Genomic DNA, 17,490 nt, shown 5'->3' with positions numbered 1-17,490 from the left:
GCTCCCGGGTGGTGCCGCATCACCCCGTTACTCGGCGGGGGACAGCCCCAATATGCGTCGCACCTCGTCAAAGTCGTGCGCGATCGCATCAACGCCGATCTTGCGCAGTCGTTCGTCGTGGCCGAGCGCACAATGGCTTCCGGCGCACAGCCCGATGACATGCGCGCCGCTTGCCACGGCGCCGGTCGCTCCCACCGGGGAATCCTCCAGGATTGCACAGCGCTCGATCGGCACGACCAGTTGTGCCGCGCCATAAAGGTACAGGTCCGGCGCCGGCTTACCGCGCGCGACATGTTCGCTGCCGGAATACAGATGATCGCCGAACGCATCCTCCAGTCCCAGGTGGCGCAGGTGTGTGCTGATCCAGCGCGTAGAGCTCGACGATACCACTGCCTTCGGCAGGTCGACCGGCAGCGAACGGACGAAGGCGATCGCCCCCGTCACTTCCTGAACACCTTCCAGCAGGACGCGTTCATTCTCGGCCATCCGCGCCTCGTCCCATGTGTCGGGCAGGGGACCCCCGACGAACTCTTCGACGCGGTTCAGGAAGTCCCGACCAGCCAGGCCCATGAACCGAGTCATCGATTCCTCCGGCGTGATCGGATGGCCGTGCTTGGTCAGGAAGTCAGCGATATGCTTGTTGCCGAGATACTCGCTCTCGATCAGCACGCCGTCGAAATCGAACAGCAGGGCATCAAACTTCATCACTGCACCTCCGGCTGTGCGCGTGCTCCGAACAAGGCGGAGCCAACACGTACATGGGTCGAGCCGATCATCGCCGCCGTTTCGAAATCGTCGGACATGCCCATGCTGAGCCCGGGCAGTCCTTCCTCCCGCGCCATCTTCGCCAGCAGCGCGAAATAGGGAGCAGCATCGACGCTCGCGGGGGGAATGCACATCAGCCCCGTCACCGGCAGGTCCGCACCCCGCGCCTCGGCAAGCAGCGCCGGCAGGTCGGCAATGGCGCATCCGCCCTTCTGCGGCTCCTCGCCGATATTGACCTGAACGAAACAGGGCAGGCGGCGGTCCTGGCCATCCATCGCGCGCGCGAGTGCCGTCACCAGCGACGAACGATCGACGGCATGGATCACGTCCGCGAGTGCAACGGCTTCGGCAGCCTTGTTCGATTGCAGCTGCCCGATCAGGTGAAGTGTCACGTCGGGAAATTGCTCGCGCAGCGCGGGCCATTTGGCGGCGGCTTCTTGCACCCGATTTTCGCCGAAATGGCGCTGCCCGGCGCGGAGCAGCTGCTCGATCGCATCGGCGCCATGGGTCTTGGAAACGGCTATCAGCGTTACCTCACTAGCCTTGCGGCGAGCGAGCTTGGCGGCGTGCGCGATGCGGTCATTGATCGCGGCGAGACGGTCGTCGGCGTGCATCGCCCGCGCTATAGGCGGGCTGATGCCATGCCGCCACCCTGTCCCGATCCCACGGCCGGTGCCCACGGTCTGGCTGATGACCGACGAGCGGATGGGCGACAGGCTGTGGATGGCGGTGCGACGCTTGCCACGCGGGGCCGGTATCGTCTTTCGCCATCATTCGACTCCGCTCACCGAGCGACGCCGGCTGTTCGCGCGCCTGCTGCGGCTCGCCAGATCGCGCGGGCTGGTGCTGGTGCGGGCAGGCGACGTGTCGCTACGGGGCGAGATGGGCGTGCATCGCGGACTATCGCGCGCCCTCGTCACCTGGCCCGTTCATGATCGCAGCGAAGCACGCTCGGCACGCGCAGCGGGGGCCGCGGTCGCCTTTGTCTCACCGGTGTTTGCCACGCGCTCGCATCCGGGTGCCCGATCACTCGGCGCTGCACGTGCGACCGCGCTGGCGCGAATGCTGCCAATGACCAGAATCGCATTGGGCGGGATGAACGAGCGACGCTTTCGCCAGATCGCCGGGTTCAATGGCTGGGCGGCAATAGACGCCTGGCTGACCTGACGCGCCGGCCCGTTAATCAAGTGTATTGATGGTGCCGCCCAGTAACCCGACGACAGCTCAGAAGCGGAAGGCGGTGCCTAGGTAGACTGCCTGACTGTCACGACGATCGTCGTTGAACCGCGCCAGCCGCTCACGCTCCGACTTGTACCGGAGACCGGCGGTCAGATCGATGTTGCGTGTCAGCGAGTAAGAGCCACCCACGTCCAGCGAGTAGCTCGGCGCTTCCTCGACCATCTGCGGGGCAGCGCCCGGCAGCGGACGATCGGCAGCCGCCTTCACGCGGCCCGTGAAGCGCGGCATCGAATAGCTGACTGACACATCGGCGGCCTCGCGGCTGCCGGGCTGGCCCGCCAGATCGATCTTCGCCACGTCACCCGATACGGCAAACCGTTTCCAGCCCACCGATACGCCCAGGTTGTAGGCGACAGGCACCAGCCCAACGGTCGGCGCAGCGGCGGTGGTAGTCCGCCTGGCATCGGCAACCTGCGTCGAGCGTGCGCGAACGGCCACGGTCACCGGACGGTTACCCTGACGATTCTCTGATGGGGTGAAGCGGAACTGACCATCTGCCAACCCGCTGCGGGCAAAGGCGGCGGCAAGCCGCGGATCGGCTGCGGCAGGCGTGAAGCCCCCCACCGAACGCGCTGCGGAAGGCCGCTTCGCCGTGGTGCGATCGAGCTCGGATGCGCCAAGTGCCGGCGCCACGACGAGTGCCGACGCGGCAATCGCCACGACAGACCCACCAATAAGCGCACGAACAGCGATCACGAATCCCTCCGACCCTTGGAACGCAGCTAACACGATTCGTTCGCACGTTGCCATGCTCGCGTGTTGCTTTTGGGCCGAGTGTTGCACGCTTTCCACAGTTTGCAGGACGAACAGGTCATCCGACAGGCCGCCCGCGCGAACTTGCGGGCAATGGGTCGCCTCTGTAGAGGTCGATATCACCAGTTTTCCATCAGGACGATGCCCATGTTCCGCCCGTTGCGTTCCGCGCTGGTCGTTTGCGCTGCCCTTGCCGTCGTGGGTTGCGGTGGCGGGCGGCAGAAGGCCACTACCGATCTAGCTGCCAGCCGTGTCACCACGATTGGCGTGAACAGCTATCTGTGGCGCGCCTCGCTCGACACGCTCAGCTTCATGCCCCTGCTGCAGACCGATTCCAACGGCGGCGTCATCGTCACCGATTGGTATGTGAACCCGCAGACCCCCAATGAGCGGATGAAGGTCACCGTCACGATCCTCGATCAGGATCTGCGTGCCGACGCCGTGCGCGTCGCTGCGCTGAAGGAGGTCAACCAGGGCGGTCAATGGGTGGCAGCTCCTGTCACCGCGGCCACCACGCAGAAGCTGGAGGACATCATCCTGACTCGTGCCCGCGATCTGCGGCGTGCCTCCTCCATCAACTGATCCCGTCACGATGAGCCAGCGTTTTAACGCGCTCTCCGCCGACGCCCGCTGGCAGCGGGTGTGGGATGAGCGCCGCACCTTTGCCGCCGACGATCATTCGCCCAAGCCCAAGAGCTATGTTCTTGAAATGTTCCCCTATCCGTCGGGGCGCATCCACATGGGCCATGTGCGCAACTACACGATGGGCGATGTGCTGGCGCGGTTCCGCCGGATGAATGGCATGGAAGTGCTCCATCCGATGGGCTGGGACGCTTTTGGCATGCCGGCTGAAAACGCCGCGATGGAAAAGGGCGTGCATCCGGGCGGTTGGACCCGTGACAATATCGCCACGATGAAGGCGCAGTTGAAGCGGCTCGGCTTCGCGCTCGATTGGACGCGCGAATTCGCGACCTGCGATCCCGAATATTATGGCCACGAGCAGGCGATCTTCCTGCGCTTCCTTGAGGCAGGGCTGGTCTATCGTCGCGAAAGTGCCGTGAACTGGGATCCGGTCGACATGACCGTGCTCGCCAATGAACAGGTGATCGACGGGCGCGGCTGGCGCTCGGGCGCGCTGGTCGAGAAGCGCAAGCTGAACCAGTGGTTCCTGAAGATCACGGCCTTTGCCGAGGATCTGCTGTCGGGCCTCGCCGATCTGAAGGATTGGCCGGAGAAGGTCCGGCTGATGCAGGAAAACTGGATCGGCAAGAGCCAGGGGCTCACCTTCCGCTTCGCGCTGACCGATGCAGCCGGCACGGGCGAGGGTGTGGTCGAGGTATATACCACACGCCCCGACACGATCTTTGGTGCCAGCTTCGTCGCGGTCGCGGCGGATCACCCGCTCGCGCAATCCGTGGCTGCGGGCGATCCGGCGGCGCAGGCGTTCATCGAGGAATGTCGCCGTGGCGGAACGACGGCGGCCGAGCTTGAGACGCAGGAGAAGAAGGGCTTCGACACCGGCTACAAGGCCGCGCATCCCTTCGATCCGACGATCCAGCTGCCGGTGTATATCGCGAACTTCGTGCTGATGGATTACGGCGTCGGCGCGGTGTTCGGTGTGCCCGCACACGACCAGCGCGATTTCGAATTCGCCACCAAGTACAAGCTGCCGATCCGCCGCGTCGTCTCCGAAGGGACGAAGGACTCACCCGAATTCTACGAGGCAGAGGCGTATACCGGCCCCGGTACGCTGGTGAATTCGCACTTCCTTGACGGCATGGACATCGAGGATGCGAAGCGCGAGGTAATCCTGCGCGCCGAGGCTGGTGGCTGGGGTGAGGGGACCACGGTGTACCGCCTGCGCGACTGGGGCATCAGCCGCCAACGCTATTGGGGTACGCCGATCCCGATCATCCACTGTGCCGATTGCGGTGCGGTACCGGTGCCGCTCGATCAGCTGCCGGTAAAGCTGCCGGAGGATGTCAGCTTCGCAGTGCCGGGCAATCCGCTCGATCGCCATCCCACGTGGAAGCATGTGGCCTGTCCGTCGTGCGGCAAGGATGCTGTCCGCGAAACCGACACGCTCGATACCTTTGCCGATTCCTCCTGGTATTTCATTCGCTTCGCCAGCCAGCCGGACGACAAGCCGTTCGACAAGACAGTGGCCGAACAGTGGCTGCCGGTGGGGCAATATATCGGCGGCGTGGAACATGCGATCCTTCACCTGCTCTACGCGCGCTTCTGGACGCGTGCCCTACAACACGTCGGGATGATCGACCTCGCGGAGCCGTTCGCCGGCCTGTTCACGCAGGGCATGGTCACGCACGAGACCTACAAATCCTCTGACGGGCGCTGGCTGTCGCCGGCAGACATCGAGGACGGCATCGAACAATCGACGGGGCAGCCGGTCACGGTCGGCCGCGTCGAAAAGATGTCCAAGTCGAAGAAGAACACCGTCGATCCCGAGCCGATTGTCGACCAATATGGCGCGGACGCCGTACGCTGGTTCATGCTGTCCGACTCCCCGCCTGAGCGCGATCTGGAGTGGAGCGAGAACGGCATCGAGGGCGCTTGGCGCTTCATCCAGCGGCTGTGGCGTCTGGTGGCTTCAGAAGGTGCTGGGAGTACCGCTGACGGTGGAGAGGACATTAGCCTGCGCAAGACCGCGCATCGCACCGTGAAGGGCGTGGCGGACGCGATCGAAGGGCTGCAGTTCAACAAGGCGGTGGCGCTCATCTACACGCTCGCCAATGCGATCGAGAAGGCGGCTCCCTCACAGGATCGTACCGTCGCGCTCGGAACGCTGCTGCGGATCGTCTCGCCGATGGTCCCGCACCTGGCTGAAGAGGCGTGGGCGGCACAGGGCGGCGAGGGGCTGATCGCGGACGTGGCATGGCCTGTGGTCGATCCGGCGCTGCTGGTCGATGACGAAGTAACCGTCGCGGTTCAGGTAAACGGGAAGCTGCGGGACACGATCCTGCTGCCCAAAGGCATGGCTCGCGAGGAAGCCGAAGCACGCGCACTGGCCTCCGAAAAGGTCGCCCGCGTGCTGGAGGGCAAGCCGCCACGCAAGGTGATCGTGGTCCCCGATCGCCTGGTGAACATCGTCGCATGAAGCGGCTCCTGCCCCTCGCCGCGGCGCTGATGCTGCTGGGTGGTTGCGGCCTCAAGCCGCTCTATTCCGGCGGCAGCGCCAGCCCCGCCGCAAAGGTGCTCGGTGAGATCGAGGTGATGCCGATGGAGGGGCGCGCCGGCTGGCTGCTAGCCAATGCTTTGCGCGACCGCATGAGCGTCGTCCCCGCCTCGGCAAGCCCGCGCTATCGCTTGCAGATCAAGCTGGACGACCAGATCACCGGCCTCGCCATCCGGCGCGATGATTCGGTGGCGCGCGAACGCCGGACGCTGCGCGCGCGTTACCAGCTGGTTGAGATCGGCGACGACGGCGTGGTGCTCGATGCGACTGCCGGGTCGGACGCAGGCATCGACGTGGTCGGATCTGATTATGCCACCATCGCTGCCGAGGCGACGGCGCTCGAACGTCTGGCGGACGTGGTTGCGGACCAGATCGTGACGCGAATTTCCGTGTCCGTGGGGCAGAACGCCGCAAAGCAATGAAGGCGACCGAAGCCCGCCTGAAGGCGGCACTCGATCGCCCGCCTGCCGACATTCGGCTGTATCTGCTGTTCGGGCCTGACGAGGCCGGCGCGACTGCGCTGGCCGACCGTTTGCCGCGTGCGCTCGGCGCTGACGCGGAGCGTATCGATCTCGATGGTGCGACGCTGCGGAGCGATCCCGCCCGCCTGCTCGACGAAGCGGCCTCGCTCTCGCTGTTCGGAACCGCCCGTCATGTCCGCGTGACGGGGGTGGGGGAGGAGAGCCTTGCCGCGGCTACCGCGCTGTTGGAGGCTGATCGCGTCGCCAATCCGGTGGTGATGATCGCGCCATCACTCAAGGCCACCTCAAAGCTCAGCAAGCTGGCACTAGACTCACCCGCCGCGTTGGCGCTCGCCTGCTACGTTCCCGGCGCTGACCAGATGGAGTCCATTGCGGGCGATCTGGCGCGGGAGGCGGGTCTGCGCCTTGGCCCTGGAGTGGCGCGCCGCTTGGCATCTGCGGGCGGAGGCGATCGCGCCGTGATGGCGCGCGAGATCGAGAAGCTGGCGCTTTATCTCGACGCCGCACCTGACCGGCCGGCCGCCTGTGAACAAGACGCTCTGGACGCGATCGGCGCGGACCTGGGCGAAGCTGACATGGGCGACGTGGTCGCCGCGTTGGTTGCCGGTCGCCCAGCCGAGCTCGGGGAGGCGCTGCGTCAGCTTGACGAAGCCGGTGTATCGTCGATCCCGTGGCTGCGTGCCTTGGCACGTCGACTGGCCGCTCTCGCTGAAATGAAGGCGGAGGTGGCCGCTGGCGACGATGTCGGCAGCGTGATGAAGCGGCATCGTGTGTTCTTCAAGGAAGAGGCCGCGACCAGCGCCGCCTTGCGTCAGTGGTCACCCGCAGCGCTCGCCCGGGCCATGGTGCTCGTTCGAGAGGCTGAGCGGGCCGTGATGGCCGGCGGCGGCAGTGCCGGCGATGTCCTCGCGAGCCAGGCCATGCTGTCGCTGGCGCAGCGTCTGCGCCGCTAATCAGCGGAGCAGCACCGGCCAATCGCCGGCGCCGCTCACATCATTAGATTGGCTCACCACTCAGCCGCTGGCAGATCATGTCGAGTTGATCGAGCGTGGAATAATCGATCGTCAGCGATCCACCATTCGAGCTGTAGGTAATCCGCACGCGTACGCCGAGCAGGTCGCCCAACTGACGCTCCAACGCCGCTGCGTCAGCATCGCCGCCGCTGCCTGATCCCTGCTGCGGCGGACGCGATGCAGCCTTGCGCGTCGATGCCGGCTTGGCAGATTGCGCCAGCTTCTCCGTCTGGCGAACTGAAAGCCCCTTGGTCACCACCTGGTCGGCCAGAGCCTCGGGATCGGGGGCGCCGATGATCGCGCGGGCGTGGCCCATGCTCAGCGTCCGGTCGACCACCTTCGCCTGAACGCTCTTAGGCAGATCGAGCAGGCGCAGAAGGTTCGCGACATGGCTGCGCGACTTGTGCACCGTCTGGGCGAGTACTTCCTGCGTGTGGCCGAACTCATCGACCAGCCGGCTATACGCCTCCGCCTCTTCGATCGCATTCAGGTTCTGTCGCTGGATGTTCTCCACCAGCGCGATCTGCAGCGTCTCGCTGTCGGTATAGTCGCGGACGACGACCGGAACTTCGTGCAACTGCGCACGCTGCGCCGCGCGCCACCTCCGTTCACCGGCAACAATCTGGTAGGTGTGACCATGCGGCCGAACCACGATCGGCTGGATGATGCCACGTTCCGCAATCGACGCGGCGAGTTCGTTCAGCGCATCCTCGTCGAAGTGGCGGCGCGGCTGCTCCGGGTGGGGAGCAATCGCGCTGACCGGAATCATGCGGACACCAGCGGGTGTCCCGCCAACGACCGCAGTGGGGGAGTCGTCCCGGGCAATATCGCCGAGCAGGGCGCCCAATCCTCGCCCCAGCCCACCACGCGCGCGCTTTGTATCGGTCATGCGGCCACCTCGCTGGCATGCGGCAGGCGCGCAATCAACTCCCGCGCCAGCGCGATATACGCCTGCGAGCCACTGCATCGGTGATCGTAGATCAGCGCCGGCAGGCCATGGCTGGGCGCTTCCGAAAGGCGCACATTGCGCGGGATCACAGTCTCGAACACGACCTTGCCCAGCACCGCGCGAACGTCCGCGGACACCTGCTCGGTCAACCGGTTGCGCCGATCGTACATCGTCAGCGCCACGCCAATGATCGACAGTGCTGGATTAAAGCGGGCGCGAATTCGCTCAACGGTGGTGAGCAACTGGCTGAGCCCTTCGAGGGCGAAGAACTCGCACTGCAACGGCACAAGCAAGCAATCGGCCGCAACCATCGCGTTGATCGTCAGCAGTCCAAGCGAGGGCGGACAGTCGATCAGCGCGATGTCCCACCGCGGTGGCGCGGCATCCAGCGCGCGATGCAGGCGATGGGTGCGGTTCTCCAGCTCGACCAGCTCGATCTCAGCGCCCGACAGATCAACGGTGGCCGGCAAGACATCAAGCCGTGGAATACCGGTCGCAACTACCGCTGATTCCACCGGTGCCTGGTCCACCAGTACATGATAGCTGGAAGCGGCGCGTTGCGCCTGCGTTATCCCCAAGCCCGTCGATGCATTGCCCTGCGGATCAAGGTCGATCAGCAGCACACGCTTGCCCGTCGCCGCAAGCGCGGTGCTCAGGTTGATCGCCGACGTCGTCTTGCCAACCCCGCCTTTTTGATTGGCCACTGCGATGCGGATCATCGCCGTCCCTTCACGTTTTTCACGACGACGATGCCGGAGGCAGGGTCGGTGATGCTCTGTTCCACGTGGAACAATCCTGCAAAACGTCGCTGCGCTTCGCTGACCTCTGTGGTGGCCGATTGTCCCTTGGGTAGCAAGTAAAGCGTGTCCATTGCCGCCAAATGCGCCGTCGATTGCAACAATTCTGATAACGACGCGACGGCACGCGCAGAAATGACGGCTGCCTTGGGTGCTTCGACGCGCTCGACCTTTGCCTGGCGGATCTCCACTCGGTCGGCCAGACCCTCAGCATCGATCACCGCGCGCAGAAAATCAGCCCGCCTGCGGCGTGGTTCAATCATGATCGTTGGCCGCGGCGAGGCGAGGGCGATCACCAGACCGGGAAAGCCCGCCCCTGTACCAACATCGATCCACAACCCCTCGTGCTGTGCCGCCAACGGCATCAGCTGCGCGGAGTCGAGGAAATGCCGGCTCCACAAAGTGTCCAATGTCGGTTTGGCGACAAGATTCTGCCGCTCGCTTTCCTCCCTTACCTTCGCCGCAAACCGGTCCAGCCGTGGCATCGCCTCCTCACCAACCATGGCGCGTACCGCGTCACGTGCTTCCGCTTCGGTCATCGCTGGGCCGCCTTCGCATCGAGCCACAAGGCGGTCAGTGCGGCGGGCGTGACGCCGCGAACACGCGAAGCCTCACCCAGCGTACGCGGCCGAGCGGCGCGGAGCCTTTCACGCATCTCGTTCGAAAGGCCGGCAATCCGATCGAGCGAAACATCGCTCGCAATCACGATTTTATCGTCCTTTTTCATCCGCGCGATTTCGGCGGCTTGTCGCTCCAAATAGGGGGCATAGCGCACATCTTCCTCATGCTCACGGATCAGATCCGCGTCGATTGTACCAGTCCCATCCGCCCCGATTGCGCCGTTCCGAAGCAGCTCCCGTTGTTTCATCCGCCCGGCGACATGTCGTTGTCGTTCTTCGGAGAGCAGCCGCAACCGCGCCGCCTCGCCCGACAAACGAGCCTCGGCATTGTCCGCGCGTAGAGCGAGGCGATACTCCGCACGGGCCGTCAGCATCCGATAGGGTTCGCTGATCCCTTGGAGGACCAGATCGTCGATCATCACGCCAATGTAGCTCGCGGTACGATCAGGTTGGAACGGAGCGAGGTCCAGCGCCGCGGCCGCGGCGTTGGCGCCAGCAACCAGTCCCTGCGCCGCTGCTTCTTCATAGCCGGTTGTGCCGTTGATCTGTCCCGCCAGGAACAGGCCGGTGAGTTGCGGCAGTGCCAAGGTGGCATCCAGCGCGCGCGGATCAATATGATCATACTCCACGGCATAACCGTGCATGGTGATCCGCACCTGCTCCAGCCCGGGGATGCTGCGAATAAAGGCGTCTTGCACATCCACGGGGAGTGAGGTGGAAATTCCGTTGGGGTAGACCGTTGCGTCGTCCAGCCCCTCGGGCTCGAGGAAGATCTGATGCCCGTCCCGATCCCCGAAGCGTCGGATCTTGTCTTCGATCGAAGGGCAATATCTCGGCCCTTGCCCCTCGATCGCTCCGGTCTGAAGCGGCGAGCGATGAAGGTTCTCAGCAATGATCGCGTGCGCTTGCTGCGTCGTTCGCGTGATCGCGCAAGCGAGTTGAGGGAGGCACCGACCGCGCGACATCGGGGACATCGTCCATGGGTCGGAGTCAGACGGCTGCGGATCCAGCCGTGCCCAATTTATCGATCGCCCGTCGAGGCGGGGCGGGGTCCCGGTCTTGAGTCGTCCCATTGGTAGCTGAAGTTCACGAAGCTGCGTCGCAAGCGGAAGCGCAGCCGCTTCGCCGACCCGTCCGCCGGCTTGTTGCTCTTCGCCACGGAATATTCGACCGCCGAGGAACGTGCCGGTGGCCAGCACTACCGCGCGCGCGGCCAACTGAGTACCATTGGCGAGAACGACGCCGGTAACGCGGTCGTTTTCCAGACGAAGCGCGACCGCCTCCCCGGCGATCACGCTGATCGTGGGTTGGCCAGCGAGCATCGCCTGAATGGCGGCGGTATAAAGCCGACGGTCCGCCTGAATGCGCGGACCCTGCACAGCGAGCCCTTTGCTGCGGTTGAGCATCCGATGATGGATCGCAGCCCTGTCCGCCGCTCGGGCCATCAACCCGTCGAAGGCATCAACTTCGCGAACAAGGTGGCCCTTACCCAATCCGCCGATGGACGGATTGCACGACATGGCACCGATTCGGCTTGGGTCGTGGCTGATCAGCCCGACTCGCGCGCCTCGGCGTGCTGCGGCTGCTGCGGCCTCGCTACCGGCATGACCGCCGCCGATCACGATAACATCGATGGATTGTTCCACGTGAACATCACTTCCCAACACAGAAGCGCGCAAACAGGGCATCGAGCATGGCCTCGGTTGCATCTACGCCGAGCAAGCCGGCTAGCGCGCGCGAAGCTGTCCGTACCTCTTCTGCACGTAACAGCAAGTCGTCGTAAGCTATCGATGCGGCGATCGCGTCGCGAGCCGCGGCAATCGCCCGACGCTGTTCCACGTGGAACACGGGGCCTTCGCCACCGCCAAGAATCCCATCACCGCGGGTCTCGATCTCCCGCCAAAGCTGCTCGATCGATCGGTCGTCCTTTACCGAAGTGGCGATCGCATCGTGCGGCGCGGCGCCACGTCGATCCGCTTGCGCATGAATGCGGATTGCCCGCTCGCTCACCTCGCTGCCGGTCAGATCCAGCACAATATCCGCCGTGGCAAGTGCCGTCCGCGCGCGCTGGATGCCGATACGCTCAATAGGATCATCTGTCTCTTCACGGAGACCAGCTGTGTCGATCAGCGTGTACACCCGGCCTCGCCGCACGACCTGCGCTTCCACTCGGTCGCGGGTGGTCCCGGCGATCGGCGACACGATCGCCGCCTCACGACCGATTAGCGCGTTCAACAGTGACGACTTGCCGGCGTTCGGTGGCCCGACGAGCACGACGCGAATTCCGTCGCGGTAACGCTCAACCGGCGGGCGCGTAAGGACAGCATCTAACCGTGAGGCCAGCGTTGCGCTGTCCTCGTCAATACGGCGGATATCCACCGCCTCCACGTCATCCTCGTCATCGAAATCGATCGTCGCTTCGATCAGCGCACCGATACGCGATAGTTCAGCCATCCACTCAGCTACTGAGCGGCTGACGACCCCGTCGGTGCTGTCCATCGCCATCCGCCGCTGCTGCTCGGTCTCTGCTTCGAGCAGGTCAGCGATCCCCTGTGCTTGGATCAGGTCGATGCGGCCATTGGCTAACGCCCGGCGGGTGAACTCGCCCGCTTCGGCGGCGCGAAGATCAGGCTGAACCGCCAGGGCCGCTTCGACCGCTGCGACGACGGCGCGCCCACCATGCAGGTGAAGTTCGACGAGATCCTCGCCAGTCGCAGTGTTCGGACCCGGAAAGGAGAGCACAAGCGCCTGGTCGAGCGTAACGCCATCATGACGCAGGGTGCGGAGCGCCGCGGTCCGGGGCGGGGGGAGGGTGCCAGCTAGTGCGGTTCCAGCTACGAAAGCTGCTGGCCCGCTGATCCGCAGAACCGCTATCGCGGCAGGCGGACGGCCGCTCGAAACGGCAAAGATGGTGCTCATCAACCGCCCGGCTTACCGCCTGCCTCGAACAGGCCGCGCCAGAAATTCGCGCCGGTGTCACTCATTGGTGCCCAACTCCGCATCAGGGTCTCCAGCATCTCCGGGCCCACCGCTTTCTGCTCCAGCGTGTGCTGCAGCATCGCGACATAGCGATCATGCAGCGGTGACAGATCGGGTAAACCCATTGCCCGCCGCGCTTCTTCGGGCGTGCAATCCACTTCTATGCTGATCTTCATGGCCACCTTCCCTTGAGCCGTGCTGCGGGGAGCGATAGCGTCACCGCGCATCCATCTATGCCCGCTATGCCGCTGCCGTCGCAACCGCGCAGCGGGCAACATCATAAGGAGAAGGATTTCCATGGGTCAGATGATCGATATCGCCGCGCTGAACGGCGAAGGCAGCTTCAAGGCGTATCGCGCCGATCCTGCCGGTGCGCCGACGGCTGCCATCATCGTCATTCAGGAAGTGTTCGGGGTGAATCCGGGCATTCGGCAGAAGTGCGATCGCCTGGCTGAGCAGGGTTATCTGGCCATAGCGCCCGATCTGTTCTGGCGGATCGCCCCCGGCGTCGAGCTGAATCCCGACGTGCCCGAGGAGCTGCAGCGCGGCCTCGACCTGTTCGGCAAGTTCGATCAGGACGCCGGTATCCGCGATATCGAGGCGACCATCCACGCGACGCGCGCATTGCTCGGCGGGTCGGGTAAAATCGGAGCCGTGGGCTACTGCCTTGGCGGCCGCCTCGCGTTCATGACCGCTTGCCGCACCGATATCGACGCCAGTGTCGGTTATTATGGCGTCGGTATCGATGGCCTGCTGGGTGAGAAGCATGCCATCGCGAACCCGGTGCTCCTTCACATCGCGGGCGAGGATGGCTTCGTCGACAAGGCCACTCAGCAGAAGATGCACGAGGGGCTGGACGATCATCCGAAGGTCACGCTGTATGATTATCCCGGGGAGGATCACGGCTTCGCAACCGAGATGGGCGATCGCCGCTCGCCAGCAGCGGCCGACCTGGCTGACCAGCGCACCGCCGATTTCTTTGCCGAGCATTTGAAGTAATTGGCCAGCCGCTCCTCCGCTTCACTCGGAAGCGGGGGGCGGCTCAGCTGGCCTTCATCTCGCGGACGAGCGCCAAGACCTGATCGGCCAGCTCTTTCGGGCAGATCAGCAAGTCGGGCAGATAAACGTCTTCCTGATTGTAGCGCAGCGGGCTGCCGTCGATGCGCGAACAATGGAGGCCGAAAGCACCCGCAACCGCCACGGGTGCGGCCGAATCCCACTCATATTGCCCGCCGGAATGCAGGTAGATATCCGCTTCGCCGCGCACCACGGCCATCGCCTTGGCGCCGGCTGACCCCATCGGCACCAGCGTCGCGCCTAGCCGCTCTGCCACTGCCACTGCTTCTGGTGCGGGGCGTGTCCGGCTGACCAGCATCCGCAAAGGGGAGGCCGGGGGCGGTACAGGGCAGGGCTCGTCGGACCGCAGCACCAGCCCCGCGTCCGGCAGCGCCACGGCGCCGATCGCCGCCACACCGTCGATCGCCAACGCGACATGTACCGCCCAATCGTGCCGCGCCTCGCCATATTCGCGCGTGCCGTCGACCGGATCGACAATCCAGGTGCGCCGCTTGGCCAGCCGCTCGCCATCGCAGCTCATCTCTTCAGACAGCAGGCCGTCGTCTGGGCGCGCGTGGCGGATCGCCTGTACCAGGAACTGGTTTGCCGTCTGATCCCCGGCCTTGCCCAGCGCCTGGGGGCTGAACACCGTGGCGCTCCGCACGGCCAGAAGGATCTGCCCCGCGGTCTCGGCCAGGTGAGCGGCCAGCGCCGCATCAGACATCGCGGTGTTCGGCCGGGCGGCGGTGTTCACGGCAGTATCGGTCACGGGATGATCCTGGCGATGATGAGGTCAGCCGCTTCTTCGGGTGTCATGGCCGTGGTGTCGATGCGGATCTCGGGATCCTCCGGCGGTTCATAGGGGCTGTCGATGCCGGTGAAGTTCGCGAGCTGCCCGGCCCGCGCCTTGGCATACAGGCCCTTCACGTCGCGACGCTCCGCCTCAGCGAGCGGTGTATCGATGTGCACCTCGATGAACTCGCCTGGCTGCATCATCTGGCGAACCATTTCGCGCTCCGCCCGGAAGGGGGAGATGAAGGCGGTGACGACGATCAGCCCGGCGTCGGTCATCAGCCGTGCCACTTCGCCTACGCGCCGAATGTTCTCCACCCGATCGGCATCGGTGAACCCCAGGTCCTTGTTCAACCCGTGACGCACATTGTCGCCGTCCAGCAGGAAGGTGTGGCGGTTCATCCGCACCAGTTTCTTTTCGACCATGTTGGCGATGGTCGATTTGCCTGCACCGGAAAGGCCCGTGAACCAAAGCACCACCGGCTTCTGGTTCTTCAGCGCCGCCAGCGTCTCCCGACCGATGTCGGTCGGCTGCCAGTGGATGTTCTGCGATCGCCGCAGGCTGAAATGCAGCATCCCCGCCGCGACGGTCGCATTGCTCAGCTTGTCGATCAGGATGAACCCACCCAGCGTCCGGCTGTCGGCATATGGTTCGAACACCAGCGGCTTGTCGGTAGACAGGTTGGCGACACCGATCGCATTCAGATCCAGCGTCTTGGCGGCCAGCTGCTCCAGCGTGTTGACGTTGACCTGATATTTGGGCGCCTGGACAGTCGCACTCACCATCTGCGTGCCCAGCTTCAGCCAATAGGCACGTCCGGGCAGCATATCCTCCTCGGCCATCCAGACGATCGTCGCCTCGAACTGGTCGGCGACCTGCGGCGGATCGCCGGCGGCAGCGATTACGTCGCCGCGTGAACAATCCACCTCATCCGCCAGGGTTACCGTCACCGATTGTCCCGCCACCGCCTGATCGAGATCGCCTTCCAGTGCGACGATGCGGGCAACAGTCGACGTCTTGCCCGAAGGAAGTAGTCGCACCGGATCACCCGGCCGGATCATGCCCGCCGCTACCTGTCCGGCAAAGCCGCGGAAGTCGAGGTTGGGTCGGTTCACCCATTGCACGGGCAGGCGGAAGGGACGCGCCTGATCGGCATCGGCATCAATCGGCACTGCTTCCAGATGCGCGATTAGCGAAGGCCCGTCATACCACGGCGTCTCGGGCGAGGGGCCGGTGATATTGTCGCCGCGGAAACCGGAGATCGGAATGGCAGTGACTTCCGGCAGCCCGATCGTGGCGGCGAAGGCCGCGTAATCAGCGACGATCGCATCGAATACCGATTGATCATAACCCACCAGATCCATCTTGTTCACCGCAAGCACCAGATGGCGGATGCCAATCAAATGAGCGAGATAGGAGTGGCGCTTGGTCTGGGTCAGCACACCCTTTCGCGCATCCACCAGGATCACCGCCAGGTCGGCGGTCGACGCGCCGGTCACCATGTTGCGAGTATATTGTTCGTGCCCCGGCGTGTCGGCGACGATGAACTTGCGTTTCTCGGTGGCGAAGAAGCGATAGGCGACGTCGATAGTGATGCCCTGTTCGCGCTCAGCGGCCAGCCCGTCGACCAGCAGCGCGAAATCGATCGCTTGGCCCTGGGTGCCGGCAGTGCGCGAGTCCTTTTCCAGCGCCGCCAGCTGATCCTCGAAGATCATCTTCGAATCGTACAGCAGTCGTCCGATCAGCGTCGACTTGCCGTCATCCACCGAACCGCAGGTGATGAAGCGCAGCAGTGACTTGTGCTGATGCTGCGTCAGATAGGCGTCGATATCCTCCGCGATCAGGCGATCGGCCTGATAGGATGACTCTGGTGGCGTGATGCTGTTCGACGCCATCAGAAATACCCCTCCTGCTTCTTCTTCTCCATGCTGGCAGCGCCGCCGTCTCGGTCGATCGCACGACCCTGACGCTCGCTGGTGGTGGTGAGCAGCATTTCCTGGATCACTTCGGCCAGCGTCGCGGCCTCGCTCTCGATTGCGCCAGTCAGGGGGTAGCAACCCAAAGTGCGGAACCGGATCGATCGCTCAACCGGCACTTCGCCGTCACGCAGTGGAAAGCGATCATCGTCGACCATCAGCAGCAGCCCGTCGCGCTCAACGGTGGGGCGCCGGTCGGCGAAATACAGCGGGACGATGGGGATGTCGTTCAGCTGGATATATTGCCAGATATCCAGCTCGGTCCAATTGGAGATCGGAAATACGCGGATCGACTCACCGCGCGACTTACGGGCGTTGTAGAGGTTCCAGAGTTCGGGCCGCTGGTTCTTCGGATCCCACCGATGATTGGCCGAGCGGAAGGAAAATACCCGCTCCTTGGCACGGCTCTTCTCCTCGTCGCGGCGGGCGCCGCCGAACGCGACATCAAAGCCGTATTGGTCCAGCGCCTGCTTCAGCCCCTCGGTCTTCCACATGTCGGTGTGCCGCGGGCCGTGATCGAACGGGTTGATCCCACGCGCTTGCGCCTCCGGATTACGATGCACCAGCAACTGCATCCCGCTTTCCCGCGCCATGCGATCGCGCAGATCGTACATCGCTTTGAACTTCCACGTGGTATCGACGTGCAGCAGCGGAAAGGGAGGCGGCGCAGGGTAGAAGGCCTTGCGCGCCAGATGCAGCATCACCGCTGAATCCTTGCCGACGGAGTAAAGCATCACCGGCCGCTCGCTCTCGGCTACGACCTCGCGCATGATATGGATCGATTCAGCCTCAAGCCGCTCGAGGTGAGTCAGTGTTCGCGCCATGAATGCCTTCCCCGCCGCCATTTCTCGATGGCTGATCTGGAACATGGCAAT

General features: G+C 64.4%; 18 protein-coding genes. 6 read left to right on the top strand and 12 right to left on the bottom strand.

What is annotated here, in order from left to right; translation table 11 throughout:
- Positions 1 to 27: 27 nt before the first annotated feature.
- Together K0S66_RS04360 and K0S66_RS04355 are read right to left on the bottom strand one after the other, a co-directional pair.
- Entirely contained in the window at positions 28 to 705 is a 678-nt protein-coding gene (locus K0S66_RS04360; protein ID WP_301073920.1) for an HAD family phosphatase, read from the bottom strand.
- Positions 705 to 1,379 (bottom strand): YggS family pyridoxal phosphate-dependent enzyme, encoded by a 675-nt coding sequence (locus K0S66_RS04355; protein WP_301073919.1) that lies wholly within the window; start codon positions 1,377 to 1,379, stop codon positions 705 to 707. The genes K0S66_RS04360 and K0S66_RS04355 overlap by 1 nt, the downstream gene beginning before the upstream one ends.
- 58 nt (positions 1,380 to 1,437) lie before the next feature.
- On the opposite strand from K0S66_RS04355, the gene K0S66_RS04350 reads away from it, so the two are divergent.
- Positions 1,438 to 1,932, top strand: a complete 495-nt coding sequence (locus K0S66_RS04350) for a thiamine phosphate synthase (protein WP_301073918.1) — start codon at positions 1,438 to 1,440, stop codon at positions 1,930 to 1,932.
- A 57-nt stretch (positions 1,933 to 1,989) separates the two neighbouring features.
- Here the strand turns inward: K0S66_RS04350 and K0S66_RS04345 are convergent, their stop codons facing one another.
- On the bottom strand, positions 1,990 to 2,700 hold the full coding sequence (locus tag K0S66_RS04345; RefSeq protein ID WP_301073916.1) for a porin: 711 nt from the start codon (positions 2,698 to 2,700) through the stop codon (positions 1,990 to 1,992).
- A 204-nt stretch (positions 2,701 to 2,904) separates the two neighbouring features.
- Here K0S66_RS04345 and K0S66_RS04340 point away from each other — a divergent pair, with 204 nt between their 5' ends.
- From K0S66_RS04340 to holA, 4 genes are read left to right on the top strand one after another with little or no spacing between them, the layout of a single operon-like run.
- Positions 2,905 to 3,339, top strand: a complete 435-nt coding sequence (locus K0S66_RS04340; RefSeq protein WP_301073915.1) for a DUF3576 domain-containing protein — start codon at positions 2,905 to 2,907, stop codon at positions 3,337 to 3,339.
- 10 nt (positions 3,340 to 3,349) lie between these two features.
- Positions 3,350 to 5,872 (top strand): leucine--tRNA ligase, encoded by a 2,523-nt coding sequence (gene leuS, locus K0S66_RS04335; protein WP_301073914.1) that lies wholly within the window; start codon positions 3,350 to 3,352, stop codon positions 5,870 to 5,872.
- Positions 5,869 to 6,372, top strand: coding sequence for an LPS assembly lipoprotein LptE (lptE, locus tag K0S66_RS04330; RefSeq protein WP_301073913.1), 504 nt, complete (start codon positions 5,869 to 5,871; stop codon positions 6,370 to 6,372). Before leuS ends, lptE begins: the two co-directional genes overlap by 4 nt.
- On the top strand, positions 6,369 to 7,385 hold the full coding sequence (gene holA / locus K0S66_RS04325) for a DNA polymerase III subunit delta (protein WP_301073912.1): 1,017 nt from the start codon (positions 6,369 to 6,371) through the stop codon (positions 7,383 to 7,385). Before lptE ends, holA begins: the two co-directional genes overlap by 4 nt.
- A gap of 43 nt (positions 7,386 to 7,428) precedes the next feature.
- On the opposite strand, the gene K0S66_RS04320 is transcribed toward holA, so the two are convergent.
- Genes K0S66_RS04320 through K0S66_RS04295 form a run of 6 tightly spaced genes read right to left on the bottom strand, consistent with a single transcriptional unit; the run spans position 7,429 to position 12,966 of the window.
- On the bottom strand, positions 7,429 to 8,334 hold the full coding sequence (locus K0S66_RS04320; protein ID WP_301073911.1) for a ParB/RepB/Spo0J family partition protein: 906 nt from the start codon (positions 8,332 to 8,334) through the stop codon (positions 7,429 to 7,431).
- On the bottom strand, positions 8,331 to 9,113 hold the full coding sequence (locus tag K0S66_RS04315; RefSeq protein WP_301073910.1) for an AAA family ATPase: 783 nt from the start codon (positions 9,111 to 9,113) through the stop codon (positions 8,331 to 8,333). The genes K0S66_RS04320 and K0S66_RS04315 overlap by 4 nt, the downstream gene beginning before the upstream one ends.
- The gene (gene rsmG, locus K0S66_RS04310; RefSeq protein WP_301073909.1) at positions 9,110 to 9,730 is read right to left on the bottom strand and encodes a 16S rRNA (guanine(527)-N(7))-methyltransferase RsmG; all 621 of its coding nucleotides are present in this window, start codon (positions 9,728 to 9,730) and stop codon (positions 9,110 to 9,112) included. Before rsmG ends, K0S66_RS04315 begins: the two co-directional genes overlap by 4 nt.
- On the bottom strand, positions 9,727 to 11,499 hold the full coding sequence (mnmG, locus tag K0S66_RS04305; RefSeq protein WP_301073908.1) for a tRNA uridine-5-carboxymethylaminomethyl(34) synthesis enzyme MnmG: 1,773 nt from the start codon (positions 11,497 to 11,499) through the stop codon (positions 9,727 to 9,729). Before mnmG ends, rsmG begins: the two co-directional genes overlap by 4 nt.
- Positions 11,465 to 12,730: a tRNA uridine-5-carboxymethylaminomethyl(34) synthesis GTPase MnmE gene (gene mnmE / locus K0S66_RS04300; protein ID WP_301073907.1), complete on the bottom strand. Its 1,266-nt coding sequence runs from the start codon at positions 12,728 to 12,730 to the stop codon at positions 11,465 to 11,467. The genes mnmG and mnmE overlap by 35 nt, the downstream gene beginning before the upstream one ends.
- Positions 12,730 to 12,966: a DUF6489 family protein gene (locus tag K0S66_RS04295; protein ID WP_301073906.1), complete on the bottom strand. Its 237-nt coding sequence runs from the start codon at positions 12,964 to 12,966 to the stop codon at positions 12,730 to 12,732. The genes mnmE and K0S66_RS04295 overlap by 1 nt, the downstream gene beginning before the upstream one ends.
- Positions 12,967 to 13,087: 121 nt before the next feature.
- Between K0S66_RS04295 and K0S66_RS04290 the strand changes: the two genes are divergently transcribed.
- Entirely contained in the window at positions 13,088 to 13,789 is a 702-nt protein-coding gene (locus K0S66_RS04290) for a dienelactone hydrolase family protein (protein ID WP_301073905.1), read from the top strand.
- A 43-nt stretch (positions 13,790 to 13,832) separates the two neighbouring features.
- Here K0S66_RS04290 and K0S66_RS04285 read toward each other — a convergent pair whose 3' ends face one another.
- The 3 genes from K0S66_RS04285 to cysD are packed head-to-tail and all read right to left on the bottom strand — an operon-like array spanning position 13,833 to position 17,484.
- The gene (locus K0S66_RS04285; RefSeq protein ID WP_301074032.1) at positions 13,833 to 14,570 is read right to left on the bottom strand and encodes a 3'(2'),5'-bisphosphate nucleotidase CysQ; all 738 of its coding nucleotides are present in this window, start codon (positions 14,568 to 14,570) and stop codon (positions 13,833 to 13,835) included.
- A 41-nt stretch (positions 14,571 to 14,611) separates the two neighbouring features.
- Complete coding sequence (cysN, locus tag K0S66_RS04280) at positions 14,612 to 16,534, bottom strand: sulfate adenylyltransferase subunit CysN (RefSeq protein ID WP_301073904.1); 1,923 nt, start codon at positions 16,532 to 16,534, stop codon at positions 14,612 to 14,614.
- Complete coding sequence (cysD, locus tag K0S66_RS04275) at positions 16,534 to 17,484, bottom strand: sulfate adenylyltransferase subunit CysD (RefSeq protein ID WP_301073903.1); 951 nt, start codon at positions 17,482 to 17,484, stop codon at positions 16,534 to 16,536. Before cysD ends, cysN begins: the two co-directional genes overlap by 1 nt.
- Positions 17,485 to 17,490 lie beyond the last annotated feature (6 nt).

The organism is Sphingomonas sp. (genome assembly GCF_029239295.1).
Taxonomy (GTDB): domain Bacteria; phylum Pseudomonadota; class Alphaproteobacteria; order Sphingomonadales; family Sphingomonadaceae; genus Sphingomonas.
This window is presented reverse-complemented; position numbering and strand designations above follow the sequence as displayed.